17 protein-coding genes are annotated in these 18026 nt (G+C 37.2%); 8 read left to right on the forward strand and 9 right to left on the reverse strand.

Translation table 11 applies throughout. The features are described from left to right. Window positions 1-47 precede the first annotated feature (47 nt). Window positions 48-668 carry a DsbA family oxidoreductase gene (locus FHR28_RS21035; RefSeq protein WP_004721747.1) on the reverse strand — a complete coding sequence of 207 codons (621 nt, stop codon included), beginning with the start codon at window positions 666-668 and terminating at the stop codon, window positions 48-50. A gap of 409 nt (window positions 669-1077) precedes the next feature. On the opposite strand from FHR28_RS21035, the gene ahpF reads away from it, so the two are divergent. Next, window positions 1078-2643, forward strand: a complete 1566-nt coding sequence (ahpF, locus tag FHR28_RS21040) for an alkyl hydroperoxide reductase subunit F (RefSeq protein ID WP_151956868.1) — start codon at window positions 1078-1080, stop codon at window positions 2641-2643. 175 nt (window positions 2644-2818) lie between these two features. Here the strand turns inward: ahpF and FHR28_RS21045 are convergent, their stop codons facing one another. Continuing rightward, on the reverse strand, window positions 2819-3475 hold the full coding sequence (locus FHR28_RS21045; protein ID WP_056515873.1) for an FMN-dependent NADH-azoreductase: 657 nt from the start codon (window positions 3473-3475) through the stop codon (window positions 2819-2821). Window positions 3476-3628: 153 nt separating this feature from the next. Between FHR28_RS21045 and FHR28_RS21050 the strand changes: the two genes are divergently transcribed. Next, the gene (locus FHR28_RS21050; RefSeq protein ID WP_166783478.1) at window positions 3629-4486 is read left to right on the forward strand and encodes a LysR substrate-binding domain-containing protein; all 858 of its coding nucleotides are present in this window, start codon (window positions 3629-3631) and stop codon (window positions 4484-4486) included. Between the two features lie 272 nt (window positions 4487-4758). Here FHR28_RS21050 and FHR28_RS21055 read toward each other — a convergent pair whose 3' ends face one another. The 3 genes from FHR28_RS21055 to arsC all read right to left on the reverse strand — a co-directional run bounded on the left by FHR28_RS21055 (window position 4759) and on the right by arsC (window position 7014). Beyond that, window positions 4759-5010 carry a YfhL family 4Fe-4S dicluster ferredoxin gene (locus tag FHR28_RS21055; RefSeq protein WP_004721738.1) on the reverse strand — a complete coding sequence of 84 codons (252 nt, stop codon included), beginning with the start codon at window positions 5008-5010 and terminating at the stop codon, window positions 4759-4761. A gap of 9 nt (window positions 5011-5019) precedes the next feature. Then, entirely contained in the window at window positions 5020-6420 is a 1401-nt protein-coding gene (gene yegQ / locus FHR28_RS21060; protein ID WP_035371560.1) for a tRNA 5-hydroxyuridine modification protein YegQ, read from the reverse strand. Window positions 6421-6585: 165 nt separating this feature from the next. Then, complete coding sequence (arsC, locus tag FHR28_RS21065) at window positions 6586-7014, reverse strand: arsenate reductase (glutaredoxin) (protein WP_151956870.1); 429 nt, start codon at window positions 7012-7014, stop codon at window positions 6586-6588. Between the two features lie 98 nt (window positions 7015-7112). Here arsC and FHR28_RS21070 point away from each other — a divergent pair, with 98 nt between their 5' ends. Both FHR28_RS21070 and arsB read left to right on the forward strand, forming a co-directional pair. Then, window positions 7113-7436, forward strand: coding sequence for an ArsR/SmtB family transcription factor (locus FHR28_RS21070; protein ID WP_151956871.1), 324 nt, complete (start codon window positions 7113-7115; stop codon window positions 7434-7436). Window positions 7437-7442: 6 nt separating this feature from the next. Beyond that, window positions 7443-8519 carry an ACR3 family arsenite efflux transporter gene (gene arsB, locus FHR28_RS21075; RefSeq protein WP_151956872.1) on the forward strand — a complete coding sequence of 359 codons (1077 nt, stop codon included), beginning with the start codon at window positions 7443-7445 and terminating at the stop codon, window positions 8517-8519. 28 nt (window positions 8520-8547) lie between these two features. Here the strand turns inward: arsB and FHR28_RS21080 are convergent, their stop codons facing one another. After that, window positions 8548-8952, reverse strand: a complete 405-nt coding sequence (locus tag FHR28_RS21080) for a Cd(II)/Pb(II)-responsive transcriptional regulator (RefSeq protein WP_004721728.1) — start codon at window positions 8950-8952, stop codon at window positions 8548-8550. 168 nt (window positions 8953-9120) lie between these two features. Here FHR28_RS21080 and FHR28_RS21085 point away from each other — a divergent pair, with 168 nt between their 5' ends. Next, window positions 9121-9756 (forward strand): cation transporter, encoded by a 636-nt coding sequence (locus tag FHR28_RS21085; RefSeq protein ID WP_004721726.1) that lies wholly within the window; start codon window positions 9121-9123, stop codon window positions 9754-9756. Between the two features lie 72 nt (window positions 9757-9828). Here FHR28_RS21085 and FHR28_RS21090 read toward each other — a convergent pair whose 3' ends face one another. Beyond that, window positions 9829-10686 carry a hypothetical protein gene (locus FHR28_RS21090; RefSeq protein ID WP_166783479.1) on the reverse strand — a complete coding sequence of 286 codons (858 nt, stop codon included), beginning with the start codon at window positions 10684-10686 and terminating at the stop codon, window positions 9829-9831. 261 nt (window positions 10687-10947) lie between these two features. On the opposite strand from FHR28_RS21090, the gene FHR28_RS21095 reads away from it, so the two are divergent. Beyond that, on the forward strand, window positions 10948-11529 hold the full coding sequence (locus tag FHR28_RS21095) for a TetR/AcrR family transcriptional regulator (RefSeq protein ID WP_004721722.1): 582 nt from the start codon (window positions 10948-10950) through the stop codon (window positions 11527-11529). Window positions 11530-12146: 617 nt separating this feature from the next. Here the strand turns inward: FHR28_RS21095 and FHR28_RS21100 are convergent. Both FHR28_RS21100 and FHR28_RS21105 read right to left on the reverse strand, forming a co-directional pair. Beyond that, window positions 12147-12875 (reverse strand): hypothetical protein, encoded by a 729-nt coding sequence (locus tag FHR28_RS21100; protein ID WP_228722116.1) that lies wholly within the window; start codon window positions 12873-12875, stop codon window positions 12147-12149. 357 nt (window positions 12876-13232) lie between these two features. Further along, complete coding sequence (locus FHR28_RS21105) at window positions 13233-13934, reverse strand: hypothetical protein (RefSeq protein WP_166783481.1); 702 nt, start codon at window positions 13932-13934, stop codon at window positions 13233-13235. 307 nt (window positions 13935-14241) lie between these two features. Between FHR28_RS21105 and FHR28_RS21110 the strand changes: the two genes are divergently transcribed. Continuing rightward, entirely contained in the window at window positions 14242-14886 is a 645-nt protein-coding gene (locus tag FHR28_RS21110; protein ID WP_166783482.1) for an RluA family pseudouridine synthase, read from the forward strand. A 139-nt stretch (window positions 14887-15025) separates the two neighbouring features. After that, a complete protein-coding gene (gene rapA / locus FHR28_RS21115) occupies window positions 15026-17863 on the forward strand; it encodes an RNA polymerase-associated protein RapA (protein ID WP_105714262.1) in 2838 nt (945 codons plus the stop codon). Window positions 17864-18026: the final 163 nt, after the last annotated feature.

Below are 18026 nucleotides of genomic sequence, written 5' to 3' on the forward strand. Positions count from 1 at the left end.
AATCACAAAAGTGCTTTTTTATTGTTCTAAAATTAAATCTCGTTGTCCTAAGCGACATCTTTCGCTCGGTTGGTAATCAGATCTTTCAGTTCTAAGGTATCAAAGGTTTTATCCCAAATTTCACCATCCACAATATAGTAGGGGGTAGGGTGTTTACCGAAACCTTGTACATAATGAGTAATCTCAGTTTGTTTATCTGCGATTTCCTTATGTTGAATAGAACGTAGAACTTTCGTGCCATCCAAGCCCATACCTTCAATGATTTGTTTCAGCACTTCAGGGTTGGCAATGTCTTTACCATGGGCGAATATGGCATGGAATAAAGCCTGCGTTAATGCGAATTGGTCAAAGATATTATCTAAAGCCAATATCGCCTGATGGGCTAAGCGGCTATTGGGCATACGCTTCATATGCTCAATATCCACGGTTAAATCTTGACTATAGGCAGCAAATTTTGCCATATCAAGTTTACGATTGGCTTCTTTGGTTCCATATCTTTCAGTTAGGTATTGATAAACATCTAAGCCTTGTTCTGGAATTTCTGGTAAAACTTGCACAGGTAATAATTCGATTTTTTTCGCCATGGGTTGATTCCAATGTTGTTTGAGTTTTTCAAACGCCACATAACTCATTGGATAGACGATATCGAATACGAACTCTATTTTCATTGTTTTACCTCTTCACTTATTTATTCAGGAATTGTGAATAAGTACACCTTGTTGTACTTAATTGGAGAAACCACAACATAAATTTAGCTTAAAACTTTGTGGCTTGGCTGCGCATGATTTTTTGTAGAGAGATGGTCGAAGAAATATTATTTTTGTTGAAAATTAATCTAATTTTAAGTTTCGAGGAAGTCGGGGGGATGTCTATTGATTTTCTAGTCAATGCCCATATATATACCAGCATTAAAGAATTTAAATTTGAGAATAGGGGGATATGCTGATGAGAAAGTCGTTGATTTTTGTTAAACTAAAAAACCGATTGATTTAATAAAAACAAACTGTTTTATCTATTTTTTAAATAGACGTAATATACATTCAACGAAAGAAATTTACTCCCTTGGAGATTGTTAGCATGTTAGATACAAATACTTCTGCTCAATTAAAAACATTGTTAGAGCGTCTTGAGAGCCCAATTGAAATTGTTGCTTCTTTAAATGGTTCTGATAAGTCAGACAAAATTAAAGAATTGGTGACTGAAATTGCTGCACTGTCAGATCAAGTGACTGCACGTTTCGATGGTCAGAATGATCGTAAACCGAGCTTTGGTATTGCAAAAGTAGGTGAACAACCTCGTGTATTCTTTGCTGGTTTACCGATGGGGCATGAGTTTACCTCGTTAATTTTAGCTTTATTACAAGTATCAGGTTATGCGCCAAAAGTTTCTGATGAAATCTTGGCTCAAGTTAAAGGTTTAAACCTGACTGCAAATTTTGATGTATTTGTTTCTTTAAGCTGCCATAACTGCCCAGATGTTGTTCAAGCACTTAACTTGATTGCAATTAATAATCCAGGCACTACAGCAACCATGATCGATGGTGCATTCTTCCAAGATGAAGTTGAAGAACGCAAAATTTTGGCTGTACCTATGGTTTTCCAAAATGGCGAACATATTGGTCAAGGTCGTATGACTTTGGAAGAAATTGTTGCGAAATTGGACAGTGGTGCTGCAGCTAAAGATGCTGAAAAGCTGAATGCTAAAGACGCGTTTGATGTATTGGTGATTGGTGGTGGGCCTGCTGGTGCAACATCTGCGGTTTATGCTGCACGTAAAGGGATTCGCACAGGTATTGTTTCTGAGCGCTTTGGTGGTCAAGTCATGGACACCATGGATATTGAAAACTTTATCTCAGTACAGAAAACACAAGGTCCTAAGTTTGGTTCAGATATGGAAGCGCATGTACGTGAGTACGGTGTGGACATTATGAACTTACAAAAAGTGAAAAACATTGTCGGTGCAGATCAAACAGCCAACGGTTTAGTTGAAATTGAACTGGAAAATGGTGCAAAACTTGAATCAAAAACGGTCATCTTATCTACAGGTGCGCGTTGGAGAGAGATGAATGTACCGGGTGAGAAAGAGTATAAAACACGTGGTGTTGCGTATTGCCCACACTGTGATGGCCCATTATTTAAAGGTAAGAAGGTTGCCGTGATTGGTGGGGGTAACTCAGGTGTAGAGGCCGCAATTGATCTTGCAGGTATTGTTGAACATGTCACATTGATCGAGTTTGATACTCAACTTCGTGCTGACCAAGTGCTTCAAGATAAATTGAATAGTTTGCCAAATACCACGGTGATTTTGAATGCACTATCTACAGAAGTGATTGGTGATGGTTCGATTGTGACAGGGTTGAAGTATAAAGACCGTGCAACAGACGAATTGCATACCATTGAACTTGCGGGAATCTTTGTACAAATTGGTTTATTACCAAACACAGATTTCTTAAAAGCAACTGCTGTAGAGCTCTCAAACCGTAATGAAATTGTGGTGAATGATCGTAATGAAACCAATGTAAAAGGTGTATTTGCTGCGGGTGACTGTACAACAGTGCCTTATAAACAAATCATTATTGCAGCTGGTGAGGGTGCAAAAGCGTCTTTATCTGCATTCGATTACATCATTCGTTCAGGTCAATAATCTTTCGATGATTGCACGTTGAAAAGCAAGCCAAAGTGTCCCAATGAGCACTTTGGCTTGTCTTAACATTTATCTCATGTTTTACCCTTGATAGGAATTGAGTTGCTAACAGCTCAATTCCTTTTTTTGTTGGAGATTGAATGCTATTGAATAGAGCTTGCGAAAATAAGCTTTGTTAATGTTGCAGCTCTTGAACAAGTGCAATGGTTTTCTGTTCTGCTGCTTGGATCGATTGTGCTAACAACTCGCCACCAAATTCCTGATACTCAATCGCAATTTCATGAAATTTTTCGATACCAATAAAATTGAATGCTGTTTTTATTGCGGGTTCAGCATGATTGGGAAATGGCGCATCAACTGCATCAAAGTCATGCCCACCACGGGCAGAAAGGATAATCATGGTTTTTTGATGATCTAACAGCCCTGAGTAAGGTTGTTCTTTGCTGAGATCAAATGTGTAGGTTTTATTCATTCTCACGATGTGATCAATATAGGCCTTTAAATGTGCAGGTGGGCCAAAGTTATACATTGGCACACCAAGCACAATAATATCTGCCCAGTGCAATTCCTCGATAAATTCATTACTCAGTTGTAAGCGTTGTTGCGCCTTTTCTTCAGATTCTGCATAGCCAAATTCAGAAATGATCCACTCTTCATCAATATAAGGCGGTGGGTTTTGACCTAAATCACGATGTTTAACTTGTACAGATGAATCAATTTCATTCCATTGATCAATAAATAATGCGGTTAAGCGTCGGCTTAAAGAACCATGTGGGTGTGTACCTGAAATACCTGTTCTTAAACTAGTATCTATTTTAAGTATATTTGCCATGATCATTACTCAATTTGTTGTTTGTTCAAATTGATTTTTATAGAATATGGAAAAAACAACAAACGATAAAAATACATGTTATAACTGAATATAATTCATTTATATTTTACACGGTGATCTTTGGTGGTTTTGCATAATTCCTTGGAGCAGTTGTTGGCCTTTCAGTATGTTGCTGAACAACTCAGCTTTAAAAAAGCAGCAGACCAATTGTTTTTAACACCTACCGCCTTAAGCCATCGTATCAAGAAGCTGGAACAGCAATTGAATATTCAATTATTCGAGCGGCGTACACGCTCGATCAGCCTGACGCCAGAAGGAGAGTATTTGCTTAAGCATGTGCAATCAGGTTTTGGGCAGATTCAAACGGCTTTGTTTCAACTTGAGCAAAATAAACAAAGATTATTTACCATTACCACAACACCATCCTTTGCAAGTGAGTGGATTATTCCCTATTTGCCAGAGTTACAAAGTCGCTTTCCCAATATTATGTTTCGGGTACACGCAAGTTATGACCTCGTTAATATGACGTCTGGTCTCTATGATTTAGCGATTCGGTATGGTTCAGGGGGCTATCAAGATGTTGATGCAGAATTATTAGCAGTTGATGAATATGTTGCAGTCGGGCATCCCTCTTTGGATATTGCAACTATGAACTGGACGACTGTGCCATTGATTCACTTTACCTGGGGAGATGAATACTGTCCAAATCGAGTCAATTGGCAGAAATGGTTTGAAAAACAAGGCTTACATATTCAAGCAGGGCAAGCGCAGGTATTTTATACGCAAGAAAGTCATGCAATTCAGGCTGTATTGTCTGGGCAGGGGATTGCATTATTAAGCCGCATTTCGATTGCCAATGATTTACAACAAGGACGGCTGAAAATTGTATCGCCGTGTGTTGAAACGGCATGGAATTACTATTTTTTAACTTTGCCAGATGCTGATTTTATTGTGAATGAAGTCAAACAGTGGTGTAAGGAGAAGTTTTCGCAAAATTTTGCCTATGAATAAAGATCTATGAATTTTTTCGTCGCTTAGCTTTTTGCTTAAATTACCTATCTTGAAATTAAAATTTAAATCAAACGTGATTTTTTAAATAAGAAAAAAGCCAAAGTGTTCCCCAAATACACCTTGGCTTTTCCCTAATGTTATTGTTTTCCCCTTTTTATGAGCTGTGTTGCCATACAGCTCAGCTCCATTTTCTTTATTGTTATTATTATCTGAACCTATGCGTTAACTAAGCAAAATACGTTCCAAGATTAGAATTGGTGTCGCATTTTGTCTTAGCCAAACAAACTTAGATAATGAAAGCGATTTAATAATTGCGCTTTGCTTTCTATATGTTGTGGATTTTGAACAATACATTCAATCGGACAGACATCCACACAGGTTTGATGTTCATAAAATCCGACACATTCAGTACAACGCTGTGTATCAATTTCATAGAACTTTTCGCCCTCAAAAATTGCCTGATTGGGGCATTCTGGTACACACATATCACAATTGATGCACTGGTCTGTAATCATTAAAGCCATTTCGATATCCTAAACTGCTTGGTAAGCCAATGATGATGCTGAAATATCAGCAGTCGAATTTGGTAAGTTTCTAATTAATAAGGCATATTGCATATCAATATCGGCAGGAATTGGAATTTCTACAATATATCCTGAGCCTTTTGCATCTATGATCGGTTGTCTATTTTTATCTAAAATTTCATAAAGAATAAATGTGATGTTGCCAGATGTGGTCATGAGTTCCATGGAGTCACCCACAACAAAACGATTCTTTACCTCAATCTTGATGTAATCATCGTTGCGTTCAAGCACTTCACCAACAAATTGTTGATGATCAAATTGAGAAGATCCCGTTGCATAGTTTTGATATTCGGCATGGACATGGCGGCGTAAGAAACCTTCGGTATAACCTCGATTGGCTAAACCTTCGAGTTGTGACATTAACGCCCGATCAAAAGGTTTTCCTTGTAGCGCATCATCAATCGCTTTGCGATAAATTTGTGCTGTTCTAGCGCAATAAAAGTAAGATTTGGTGCGTCCTTCGATTTTTAAGGAATGAATGCCCATCTTGGTTAAACGATCTACATGTTGAACTGCACGTAAGTCTTTAGAGTTCATAAAGTAAGTGCCATGTTGGTCTTCTTCAGCAGCAAACATGTCTTCTTTATGACGTTGTAATAAAACCGGTTCGCCAAATTGATGTTGTTGTATAGCGTGTTGCTCGTCGGCATCTTTATTGTTGCAACAGTCTGATGCTGTCTCCAGTTGTTGGACTGGAATGACATCCCCAGATGCATCTTCTGTTGCTTCGTGAATATTGTATTCCCAGCGACATGCATTGGTGCAAGCGCCTTGATTTGCATCACGTTTATTCATATAGCCTGAAAGTAAGCAACGACCGGAATAAGCCATACAGAGTGCACCGTGTACGAACACTTCGATTTCCATATCGGGTACATTCTGTTTAATTTCTTCAATTTCCTCGATAGATAACTCACGTGACAAAATGACACGGGTGAGTCCCATATTTTTCCAAAATTTTACGGTTGCCCAATTGACCGCATTTGCCTGTACAGACAGATGGATGGATATTTGTGGGAAATTTTCTCGAACCAGCATGATCAAGCCAGGATCTGACATGATCAGTGCATCAGGTTGCATGGCGACCACAGGTTCAAGATCACGAATAAAATTTTTTAATTTAGCATTATGTGGTTGAATATTCACCACCACATAAAATTTTTTGCCTAAGGCATGCGCTTCAGCAATCCCTATTTTTAAATGATCATGATCAAACTCATTATTACGAACTCGCAAGCTATAGCGAGGTTGACCTGCATATACCGCATCGGCACCGTAAGCAAATGCATAACGCATATTCTTCAATGATCCAGCTGGTGATAGGAGTTCAGTAATGTGTGAGATGCTCATATAAATTTAAAAGGCATACTAAAAATATGGTTTTATTGTAAGGGTTTGAAAATAAGATTCAACCTAGTAAAACACTCAGGATTAACTGGGTGAATTTTCATTAAAACACTTAATATTCAATATTTTATGTTTAATTAATTGGGTTTTTTGAAAAACCCTAAAAAATTATTTAAGCCTTTTTAATTGCTGATCGATAATAATTTCACCATCTTCTTTACTAAAAGCAGCACGCTGTGGCACAGATAAGAGATCTAAAACCAATTCAGATGGTCTACATAAACGAACACCCAATTCAGTCACGACAAAGGGGCGATTGATTAAAATCGGGTATTGCAACATGAAATTAAGCAGTTGATCGTCAGTCCATTCTGTTTGATCTAGTTTTAAGGTTTTATAAACATCAACATTTTTACGTATTGCATCTCGTACCGACAAAGCAGATTGCTGAATCAAATCGATGAGTTGTGCTTTGCTTGGCGGATACTGTAAATACTCGATCACTTCAGGTTCGATACCTGCATTTCGAATGAGTGCAAGGGTATTACGTGAAGTCCCACAGGCAGGATTATGATAAATCTTAATTTGAGATGGCATCGATCGACTCTCTGTTAAAAAGCAATATTGCATTTATATATGGATATGCGTATATTCGCAATAGTGAATATGATAAACCATAAAATTGAGTAATTGCGATGGATCAACCTGATTTCTTTAAGTGCTTATCTGACCCAACTCGTTTGGATATTTTAAAACTTGTGTTGGCACAGGGGAATGTTTGTGTTTGTGAAATCACCGAAGCCTTAAATTTAAGCCAGCCAAAAATTTCTAGACACTTGGCCTTGTTGAGGAATTTGTCCATTTTACTTGATCAACGCAAAGGCCAATGGGTGTATTACCGTTTAAATCCTGAATTACCAGAATGGGCCAATGCTGTATTAAAAATAATTGCAGCGCAAACTGCGAATTCAGTTGTGGGTCGTTCAGACTTGATCCAGATCAACAGTTGTTGTGAGTAAGCTGTTATGAACTCAAATCAGTCAACTTCGCGGCTCTCTTTCTTAGATCGAAATTTAACTTTATGGATCTTTATTGCGATGGGATTGGGGATCTGCATCAGCGTATATTTCCCGCAGGCTACTGTGGCTTTAAATCGTTTAAGCCTAGATTCAGTCAATATACCCATTGCGATAGGTTTAATTTTGATGATGTATCCGCCACTTGCCAAAGTGGATTATGCGACCTTAGCTGAAGTCTTCAAAGATAAACGAACGCTGACTTTGTCTTTGCTACAAAACTGGTTAATCGCGCCGTGCCTGATGTTTGCCTTAGCGATTGTGTTTTTACATGCTTATCCTGAATATATGACGGGTTTAATTCTTATTGGTTTAGCACGTTGTATTGCGATGGTATTGGTATGGAATAATTTAGCATGTGGTGATAACCAATATGTCGCAGCTTTGGTTGCTTTTAATAGTATTTTCCAAATCGTCTTTTTTAGTACTTATGCTTGGTTGTTTTTAACAGTTCTACCACCGTATTTTGGTGTAGCAGGAAAAGTTATTGATGTTAGCTTCTGGACGATTACACATGCGGTTTTAATCTATTTAGGTATCCCATTTTTATTGGGCTTTCTAAGCCGGATCATTCTAGTTAAACGTAAAGGATTAGATTGGTATCAACATACGTTTATCGCTAAAGTCAGTCCGCTAAGTTTATTGGCATTGTTATTTACCATTGTAGCGATGTTTAGTTTAAAAGGGGCGGATGTAGTTAGCTTACCATTCGATGTACTGCGAATTGCCATCCCATTAACCCTGTATTTTGTGGTGATGTTCTTCCTGAGCTTTTTTATGAGCAAATGGATGGGCAATGATTATCCTAAAACTACGGCGATTTCTTTTACCGCAGCAGGAAATAACTTTGAGTTGGCACTTGCTGTCGCGATTGCAACATTTGGATTGGCTTCACCTGTCGCATTTACCACGATTATTGGTCCTTTGGTTGAAGTCCCTGTATTGATTGCGTTGGTCAGTGTTTCGCTATGGCTGCGCAAAACTGTTTTTAAATCGGCAGATGGGCTCAATCAGCAGAGGGAATAGCCGAAAGACCCATTCAACACAATGTAAATTATTCCGAAGCTTCAAGTTTTTTGACAATCTGACAATGATCAATGGTGGTGTTTGATGAGCAGGATTGACGTAATTCATGCAGTTGCGATTTAAAATGCTGTAATTCATATATTCGAGTTTCTACATGTCGAATATGTTCTTCAATCAATTGGTCAATGATTTTACAACCTTGTTCAGGATGTTGTAGATGCTCTAAAAGTTGAGTAATTTCATGTAAGGTCATATCTAATGCGCGGCAACGTTTAATAAAAATAAGCCGCTTTAATGTTTCATCATCATAATATTTATAATTATTATCTGCACGGTAACTGGATCTGATTAAATTTTTTTTCTCATAAAAACGCACAGTATCCGTCGACAGCTGAGTTTTTTTAGCGAGGTCACTAATTAAGTATTGCTGCATGGCTTATTTTCCTGAATCAACTTGACCTTGGACTAACTCCATAGTTTTAAATAGCAGTATAGCTGATTTTTTCATCATTGTTGACGCATGTGCTGATTTTCTTTAAAGCGCCAACTTGACTGAAAATAAGCAGATAAGTCCATTTATATTGAATCAAGGAGAAGTGTCATGGCGTGTACATGTAGTCATGAACCTGCACCACAGAAACCGAATAGCAAGTTTAGAACGGCTTTGTGGATTGCACTGTTTATTAACCTTGCCATGTTTTTTGTTGAATTGATTGGTGGGGCGTATGCACATTCTTCTGCACTTTGGGCGGATTCTCTGGATTTTTTTGGTGACTCGGTCAATTATGCCGTCTCTTTAGCGGTGTTAGGCGCAAGTCTGTACTGGCGAGCGACCGTTGCCTTATTTAAAGGGGCAATCATGGCAATTTTTGGTTTTGTCGTGATTGGCAAAACGATTTATGCTTATACGAAAGGGATCCCTCCAGAAGCGATTACCATGGGAGCGATTGGTGTATTGGCTTTAATCGCCAATGTGATTTCAGCCCTTGTGCTTTACGCTTTTAGAGATGGGGATTCCAATATGCAGTCTGTTTGGCTGTGTAGTCGTAATGATGCGATTGGAAATGTCGCAGTAATCTTTGCAGCACTTGGGGTGTTTGGTACAGGAAGCATGTTGCCAGATATTATTGTGGCTGTGATTATGGCGACTTTAGGCTTAACAGGCGGTTATCAGGTGATGAAGAAAGCATTACAAGAACGTAAACAAAATATGCCGACTCAACAAGTACTACAATGACGCTCATCTAAACCACAATAAGGTATTTTTGATCTCAGCAATGGGATCAAAAAACCATCATGAGGCAAGCGTTTAAATTTCAGTTATACGGGTTGCCATTTTGCTCCAAAAATTATTCCAGAGTTCTAAATACTCAGACTGGACTTGGTCCAAATACTGTTGGTTGTTTTGATCATAGCATTGTATCAGTAGGGTCCAAATGTCATCTTGATGGTTGTCATCATTGGCAAGGGTCGCGTCATTTTGATCAGCCAGCCCATGACAAGCATAATAACCTTCAATAAATTTACTGTTGTAAATCGACATGTTGTTGCGGAGTGCTTCACTAAACTTTATGACTTGCAATTCTGTACAAGCCAAAATGAGCAATAATTCTGTATAAGAATTGATATGTTGGTGAATAAATTGAGCCAATGCGAAAGCTTCTATTTCAGTCTGTTGCTGATCTAATGGATCTAATGGATCTAATTCCAACTGCTGCATCAATTTTAAAAAATAAACCAGATGTGATTTGGATGCAGCGCTTTTTTCGAGTTGGTGTGTATTGAAACCCAGTTCATCAATTAAGTTTAGCGACAGTAAGTAGCGTGCATATATTTTAGCTGCAATCCTATTTTCTGGATGAATATTATGGTTTTTTTCGAGGCTAACGGCTTGATAAATTACCATGCTAAGTGCATCTGTAAAATTTTTAACAATCGCGGTAAAATAATTAATATGAATGAATTTAAGCTGTTCAAGCGTCAGCTGGCTTTGATTCAACTGGACTAATATGGGATGCTTAAATAAAATATGACAGTGTGTTTGCCGTTTTAAGTTTGCGATAGCTTGAGTATTTTGCTGCCATAATTCAGGTTGCAAGGAATTTTGAATGAAATGCAGCAACTCGAAACGAGTATGTTCAGATTGCGTGAAAGATAATATGCTCATATGCTGCATTAAAATTTTAATTTTGCCGTTTTTATAATAGTAAAAAACAATTTGTTTTGCTAGTATTTATACAGGTTTAATATTTTATATTTCATATACTTGCCTTTGTAGTCTTGATGTTTTTTTATAAAAACTCAGTATTCATATGAATTTAAGATATAATTCTTAGCATACACTTGAAGTAATTCGTATTTATGTGCTGTTCTTATAAGCTAATGCTTTAATTTTAATCTTAAATTTTTGTACATCAGGTAAAAACAAATGTCAAAAAAAGAGGACATCATTAATACAGCGTTGAATCTCTTTAATACATATAGTTATAATTCTATCGGTATAGACCGAATTATTAGTGAGTCTGGCGTTGCAAAAATGACTTTTTATAAATATTTTCCATCTAAAGCCAAATTGATTGAAGAATGTTTGGTCACGAGAAATCTCAATTTGCAAGAATCATTAGATGCTGCAATCGCTAAATGTGATCCACAAGATTATTTATCTCATATTAAAGCCATCTTTACATGGTACAACGCATGGTTTCATAGCGAAGATTTTAATGGTTGTATGTTCCAAAAAGCCGTAGAAGAAATTTCAAAAGTTTATCCGTCATCACTCCAACCTGCAACTGACTATAAAGAGTGGTTAAAAGGGCATTTGAGTAATGCGTTGCGTCATTTAGGTGTTAAACAAGATATTCAACTTGCTTCTTTCTTGTCGAGTCTTCTTGACGGAATGACGATTCAGGCGCAAATAGATCCTCAGCAAGTGTGTTTGGATGATTATTGGAGACGGGTAGAAACCCTGATTCAGATGGAATTGGCTTTAGCTCAACCGAGTTCAGTTTAACCTTTAAGTTTGTTGAAATCCTAGGTTGCAAGCATAAGTAATATTGATTTGCGCTTGCTGATCTGTTTAATTTACTACTTAAACTTGAAAATAAAAAAGCGCGACCACTTGAAGTGAATCGCGCTTTGCTGATAAGTTTTTTATATACCTAACAATTTATTGTCATAACAATAAATTGTTAGGTAAAGAGATGCTTGAAGCATCTTCTTATATTTATTCTTATACCCTCTGAATGCACTGGTCATTCGTTTTTTTCAGCAAATTATACAGACTTGTCTGTTTAGTTGGATTATAAAGATTTTGTTGTTTTTTACAACAGAATCTTTGTGAATTTGTTTGTTTTTTTATCAAACAGCTTAAAAGTTAAAAAAAATATCTAATTTTTGGTACTTTGCGTTTAATTTTATGAGTGCTGATCGAGTTTAAAAGCCAGTTCTTGACCTTGTTGATTAGGCTAGCAGAATTCTATTTATCTTTAAATGGCAGTAAATTGTTATACGCGAAGCATGTGGTCAAGAATTTGAAAATTGAAATGAATAATTGTAAATAAATATTAGAGATAAAAATAAAAGACCTTGAAAAATGCCTATACTGTTGGGAATATCAATATTTAAGCATTAATGATTCATTCTTCGGGCTAAAATTCTAGGATCATTGCTATTGAGGATTTGTTCAATTTTGCCATTAGGGCGCTGAAGAATCGTTTGATCATGCGTATAGACTTTGCCATTGCGAGCAACCGCATTTTGATCATTGGGCGGGGTAAATAACCAAGTTTCATTTTGTGTTAAAGGATGAACCAATAAATTGAATTCAGTATTTGCTGGATATTGAATATCGCCTAAGGTTAATTTTTCTGTCAGTGTGCCATTTTCAATTCCGATGAGTTGTTTATTTTGATCCAAATAGACATTTGCCCATTGTAGGGAAACAGCTTTGTATTGGGTGAGAGGATTGTGAATCCGCCAGTAATCTGTAGAAACAAAGTTGTCTGGATATTTTTGATATTTAGAACGTTCAATATCTGCCTGTGCCACAAGTATAATATTTTCTAGCTGCGTATCTTGAGCAAGATTACAGTGCTCTAAACCAATGATGTTGCCAGCATCATCTAAATAGACTTGAATATAGCTCATCAGCTGACAATTCCAACCTTCGATCGTATCCTTACCTGTACCCATTAATGTGGTTGAACGATCATCAAAAAGTTCCAAATCAATACCACGAGGAATTTTCATGCTGTTAATTTGCAGCTTTCCAAATAATACGGGTTGAGGAAATTTGGCTTGTCTCAATGAGGACAATTGATTGGGTGTAAATAATTCAAGTTCAGTCCCTTGCGGCATTTGAATGCCTAAAATTTTCTCAGACGAACTTAATGTTTTATGTATGGAATGATGCTCTTTTTCAATCTCATTTTTTGTATATAGAACAAGGAAATAAAGTATCAAGCTCAAAAAAACGCAGAGTACACTACAGACAAATAGAGACTGAATAAAAATATTGCCATGCCTAAGGGTATTTCTGAATTTTGAGCTAAATATTAATCCAATCGCAAATAGACTAAAAATAATAGTCCCAAAGCCAACGACAAAGAAAATCCAAAGATAGTTAAAAGAAAGTGGAATCATGCTATTGAGAATCGTATTTTTATATTTGCTAAGATTCAGGATATTGTATGCAATATCCTGAATTATTTTCAATCAATCAAAAATCTTATGAAGCGCTTGGAACGGTAACGTCACTACATCAAAAGCGACAGCAAAAGGGAATAACATCAGTTTATCTGCAGTTTTACTGCCAGCCTTTGAGTAATCTTTTACCTCTTGAGTGGTATAGATACTGACTTGATAGGGTTTACTCAGTGCTTTTAGTGATGAAATATTAGAAGCAGAAGGGTAAACCAGACCAGATAAGGTAATGTTAAAACAGAAACGTTGCGCTTTTAGACGTTGATCACTTGAGGTGGTGCATTCTTCTGCACCATTTTCAATAAAGAATGCACGATCTTGTTTAGTGACATCTTCCGAAAGTTTGACATATTTGAGTGGTAGGATTCCTGAAAAATGCCCATCATTTTTTTCTGAATTGAAGGTCAGCGCTTTATCAATTTGAATAAATTTTGGATCAAGTCCTGTGATCACTTTGACAAATCGAGCACCACCACTGGTGATGACATAACTATTTTTTTGCCCTGCAATGACAATGCTGTCAGAAGGTAGGGCCGAAATTGCTTGTGATGGTTTGCCAAATGCTAAAACCGTATCATTGACCAATACGGTTTGAACATTACGGGTACGAACACCATTGTCTTTCTTTAAAAGGGTTGAAGTTGCACAGCCGGTCATGGCAAATGCGGAAATAATACAAATGGACAATGTAGATTTATAATTTAATTTATTCATATTTTGCTCATTTAATCTTAAGGTATTGTTTATACCATTAAAAAAATAGGGTGTTAAGTTTTTAACTTACCAAAAAATAGACAATAATTTATTTTTTCAATGAATTAATCCACTTTCCCCACAATTGATTGGCAAAATGTATCTAAAGTTTTTGATTGTCTTGTAAATTGCCAATGAATTTAAAGCAATTGTACGATTTATTATTCTTTCTTTAGAATAATCGAATAAATCAGATAATTTTGATTGTAATTTCATTCCAAGATTCTTAGAATTGCCTGCTTGTTTGCGTGATCATTGGAACTGAACTTTGAGTAATTTTCTAACCGAACACCTGATCCATCGTGATGATGATTTTATGGTGATCCATAAGCCAGCAGGTATACTCACAGTTCCAGGAAAAACAGCAGATTTGCAAGATTGTGTTATCAACAGATTATTAAAAATCGAGCCTAAGATTTTACTCATTCATCGTTTAGACCGCGATACCTCTGGGATTTTGGTATTTGGACTGAGTAAATGGGGACAAAAAAGTATTTCTAGACAGTTTCAAGAACGTCAAACCTCTAAAACCTATCAAGCTGTTGTTGCTGGCACTTTACATGGTGAAGGCACAGTTGATGTTCCTGTGATTTATGATCCAGAACATCCACCCTTACATATTGCAGATCCAGAACATAACAAGCCTGCATTAACACATTGGAAAGCAACCCAATATTTTCAAATTCAAGGACAGGCTGTAACCCGTGTTGAGTTAACACCAATTACAGGACGGTCACATCAGTTACGCGTGCATATGCAATATTTAGGACATCCTATTATTGGTGATACTTTATATGCAACTGTAGAACAACAGCAGCTTATGCCACGACTTTGTCTACATGCACAACAACTGAGTTTTCATCATCCTAAAACAGAGGAGCTTGTACAATTTGATTGTCCAGTTCCGTTTTAGTTTAGATTTTTAAGTTGAAATTAAGTCGCTCAAAATTTAATGAGCTTTATGTCAAAAAGTATTGCGTAATGGGTATAAACTTTGTTCAAATATTCTCCTGATTTGAGCAACCGTGTTTTAGCCCTAACATGAGATAAAGGTGGAAAAATTGCAACAATTTGCTATAGGTCAACGTTGGTTATCGGACACAGAAACTGAGTTAGGTTTAGGTGTATTGATTGACGTCGATGAACGTTCAATCAGTATTCTTTTTCCAAAAAGTGACGAAACTCGTGTCTATGCACGTAATAATGCCCCATTATCTCGTATTGTTTTTAATATCAATGATGAAGTTCAAGACCAAGAAGGCATCAAGTGGATTGTCGAGTCTTTAGACGATCGCAGTGGTGTGATTCGTTACAATGTTATTCGTACATTGGATAATGGTGAACAAGAGAAGAAAGCATTAAACGAAACGCGTATTGGCGCACAAATTCAATTGTCAAAGCCTTTAGAACGTTTATTGGCAAGCCAAATTGACTATAAAGAATGGTATGACTTACGTATTGAAGCGATGCAAATGCAAGCCAATATGCAAACGTCACCATTACGTGGTTTGGTTGGCGCGCGTGTAGGCTTGATTCCACACCAGCTGTATATTGCACATGAAGTGGGTAAGCGATTTGCACCTCGTGTATTACTTGCAGATGAAGTCGGTTTAGGTAAAACAATCGAAGCGGGACTCATCATCCATCAACAACTCAAAACCGGTCGTTCTGAGCGAATTCTGATTCTTGTGCCAGATTCATTACAATATCAATGGATGATTGAAATGCGTCGTCGTTTCAATTTGAATTTCTCATTGTTTGATCTTACTCGTACAGCTTCAATCAAAGAACATGATCCTGAACTCAATCCATTCCTGACTGAACAATGTATCATTGCTTCAGTAGATTTGATGATTGACCATGATGATTTGCGTGAGCAAGCCATTGAAGCTGGTTTTGATCTATTGGTGGTCGATGAAGCGCATCATTTGATGTGGAGTGAAGAGGAAGGCGGTAATGACCGTTATGATCTTGTTGAAGAGCTTGCTGAAAAAACTGAAGGTGTACTGCTTTTAACTGCAACACCTGAACAGTTAGGTGTAGAAAGCCATTTTGCCCGTTTACGTTTACTTGATCCACAACGTTTTAGTTCGCTTGATCGTTTCCTTGATGAAGAAGAGCAATATCATCACACTGCTAAAATTGCTGAAGTGTTGATGTCAGATTTGCCACTTGAAGCGGAACATTTGGCAGCAGTTGAAAAATTATTAGGTCATCCGATTGAAGATCAGCCTGAACATCGTTTCCGCGCGATTCATGAACTTTTAGACCGTCATGGTACAGGTCGTATCTTGTTCCGTAATACCCGTGAAGCAATTCAAGGTTTCCCTGGACGTGATTGCCAACCAGCACCATTACCAGCACCAGAAAATTGGTCTAAAGATGGAAAATTACGCGAACAAATGTGGCCAGAAGAGCTGCAACTTGATGGCGCATGGATGGAAACAGACCCACGTGTTATGTGGTTGATGGAACGATTACGTTCTGATTTAAAACATAAAAAAGTATTGCTGATTGCACGTAGTGGTCCAGTTGTTGAAGCACTTGAAAATGCTTTACGCATCCACGCGGGTATCCGCACCGCAATGTTCCATGAAGGCATGAGCTTATTGGAACGTGACCAAGCAGCGGCTTATTTTGCTGAAGATTCTTATGGTGCACAGATTTTACTGTGTTCTGAAATTGGTTCTGAAGGGCGTAATTTTCAGTTTGCTTCTGATCTTGTGTTGTTTGATTTACCAGCAAATCCAGATGTACTTGAACAACGTATTGGTCGTTTAGACCGTATTGGTCAGGAAAATCGTATTCAGATTCATGTGCCTTATCTTGTAGGTACAGCGCAAGAGCGTATGTTCCGTTGGTATAATGAAGCGCTGAATATTTTCAGTAATATTTCGCCTACAGCACAAACCTTACAAGAAAACTTTATTGTCGATTTAAAAGATTGCTTATTGGATGATAAAGGCCAAGCCTTTGAAGAACTTCTTGAAGCGGTCAATGTACAGCGTCAAGCACTTGAAGTTGAATTGCAAGATGGTCGTGACCGTTTATTGGAATACAACTCATGTCGTCCGATCGTGGCACAAGAAATTGTTACTGCGCTTGAAGACTATGATGACAATACTTTGTTGCCAATGTTTATGAAGCGGTTTATGGCATCAACCAACATTGACTTTGATGAGCAAAGCAATGGTACGGTGATTATTAAACCAACCGATCAAATGCAAGTGCAAGGCTTGGATATTGACGAAGAGGGTATGACTGCAACCTTCTATCGTGATCAGGCACAGATCCGTGAAGACGCGCAATATTTAACACTTGAACATCCGTTTACTGAAAGTGTGATGGAAATTATCCGTACCCAATCTTTTGGTAGTACCAATGTTGCGATTCTAAAAACCAATGCACTTAAACAAGGCACGATTTTGTTGGAAGTTTGGTTTAAAGTGGATGTGGTTGCGCCTAAAGCATTAAATTTACCTTCTAGCTTACCGACACAATTGATTCGAGTGTTATTGACTGAAACGGGCCAAGATATTACTGCCAAGCTTGATCCAGAAATTATTAAGCCGTATTTACATCATTTAGATAGCAATAGCTGTCGTCAAGTGGTTAAAGCACGTCGTGAAGTGATTGAAGAACGCTATGCACAAGCTTTAGATATTGCTAAAGGTGTTTTACCGCAGTTAAAAGAGCAAGCTAAAGAAATTTATGGTAGCAAATGGCAATATGAAATTGATCGTTTAAGCTACTTAAAGCAATTTAATCCAAGTATTCGTGCAGATGAAATTGAACGTTTACAGAAATTCCAGAAAGAAGGTTTAAGTCTATTGGAAGGTATTTCTGTGACGCCAGAAGCGATTCAGGTATTGGTTGTGGTTAAACCTTAATTTAGTGTAATTTTATCTAGATTCTAAAAGCTCCTTCGGGAGCTTTTTTGATGTATATGTTATGCATATTTAAATAATCAATTATTGGGTTATTTTTATTTATTTGATTTTAAATGTAAAAGTTATAACCATTTATAAAAATTAATTCCTATTATTGCACCAT

The organism is Acinetobacter sp. BIGb0196 (assembly GCF_011759595.1).
Lineage (GTDB): Bacteria > Pseudomonadota > Gammaproteobacteria > Pseudomonadales > Moraxellaceae > Acinetobacter > Acinetobacter guillouiae.

Excerpts from the sequence above, each read along its gene's own strand:
- FHR28_RS21095 (WP_004721722.1), top strand. The coding sequence starts at position 10,948 with ATGTCAAAAAAAGAGGACATCATTAATACAGCGTTGAATCTCTTTAAT.
- arsC (WP_151956870.1), bottom strand. The coding sequence starts at position 7,014 with ATGCCATCTCAAATTAAGATTTATCATAATCCTGCCTGTGGGACTTCA.
- FHR28_RS21055 (WP_004721738.1), bottom strand. The coding sequence starts at position 5,010 with ATGGCTTTAATGATTACAGACCAGTGCATCAATTGTGATATGTGTGTA.
- FHR28_RS21100 (WP_228722116.1), bottom strand. The coding sequence starts at position 12,875 with ATGCCGCAAGGGACTGAACTTGAATTATTTACACCCAATCAATTGTCC.
- yegQ (WP_035371560.1), bottom strand. The coding sequence starts at position 6,420 with ATGAGCATCTCACACATTACTGAACTCCTATCACCAGCTGGATCATTG.
- FHR28_RS21045 (WP_056515873.1), bottom strand. The coding sequence starts at position 3,475 with ATGGCAAATATACTTAAAATAGATACTAGTTTAAGAACAGGTATTTCA.
- FHR28_RS21105 (WP_166783481.1), bottom strand. The coding sequence starts at position 13,934 with ATGAATAAATTAAATTATAAATCTACATTGTCCATTTGTATTATTTCC.
- FHR28_RS21070 (WP_151956871.1), top strand. The coding sequence starts at position 7,113 with ATGGATCAACCTGATTTCTTTAAGTGCTTATCTGACCCAACTCGTTTG.
- FHR28_RS21085 (WP_004721726.1), top strand. The coding sequence starts at position 9,121 with ATGGCGTGTACATGTAGTCATGAACCTGCACCACAGAAACCGAATAGC.
- FHR28_RS21090 (WP_166783479.1), bottom strand. The coding sequence starts at position 10,686 with ATGAGCATATTATCTTTCACGCAATCTGAACATACTCGTTTCGAGTTG.
- arsB (WP_151956872.1), top strand. The coding sequence starts at position 7,443 with ATGAACTCAAATCAGTCAACTTCGCGGCTCTCTTTCTTAGATCGAAAT.
- ahpF (WP_151956868.1), top strand. The coding sequence starts at position 1,078 with ATGTTAGATACAAATACTTCTGCTCAATTAAAAACATTGTTAGAGCGT.
- FHR28_RS21035 (WP_004721747.1), bottom strand. The coding sequence starts at position 668 with ATGAAAATAGAGTTCGTATTCGATATCGTCTATCCAATGAGTTATGTG.
- FHR28_RS21080 (WP_004721728.1), bottom strand. The coding sequence starts at position 8,952 with ATGCAGCAATACTTAATTAGTGACCTCGCTAAAAAAACTCAGCTGTCG.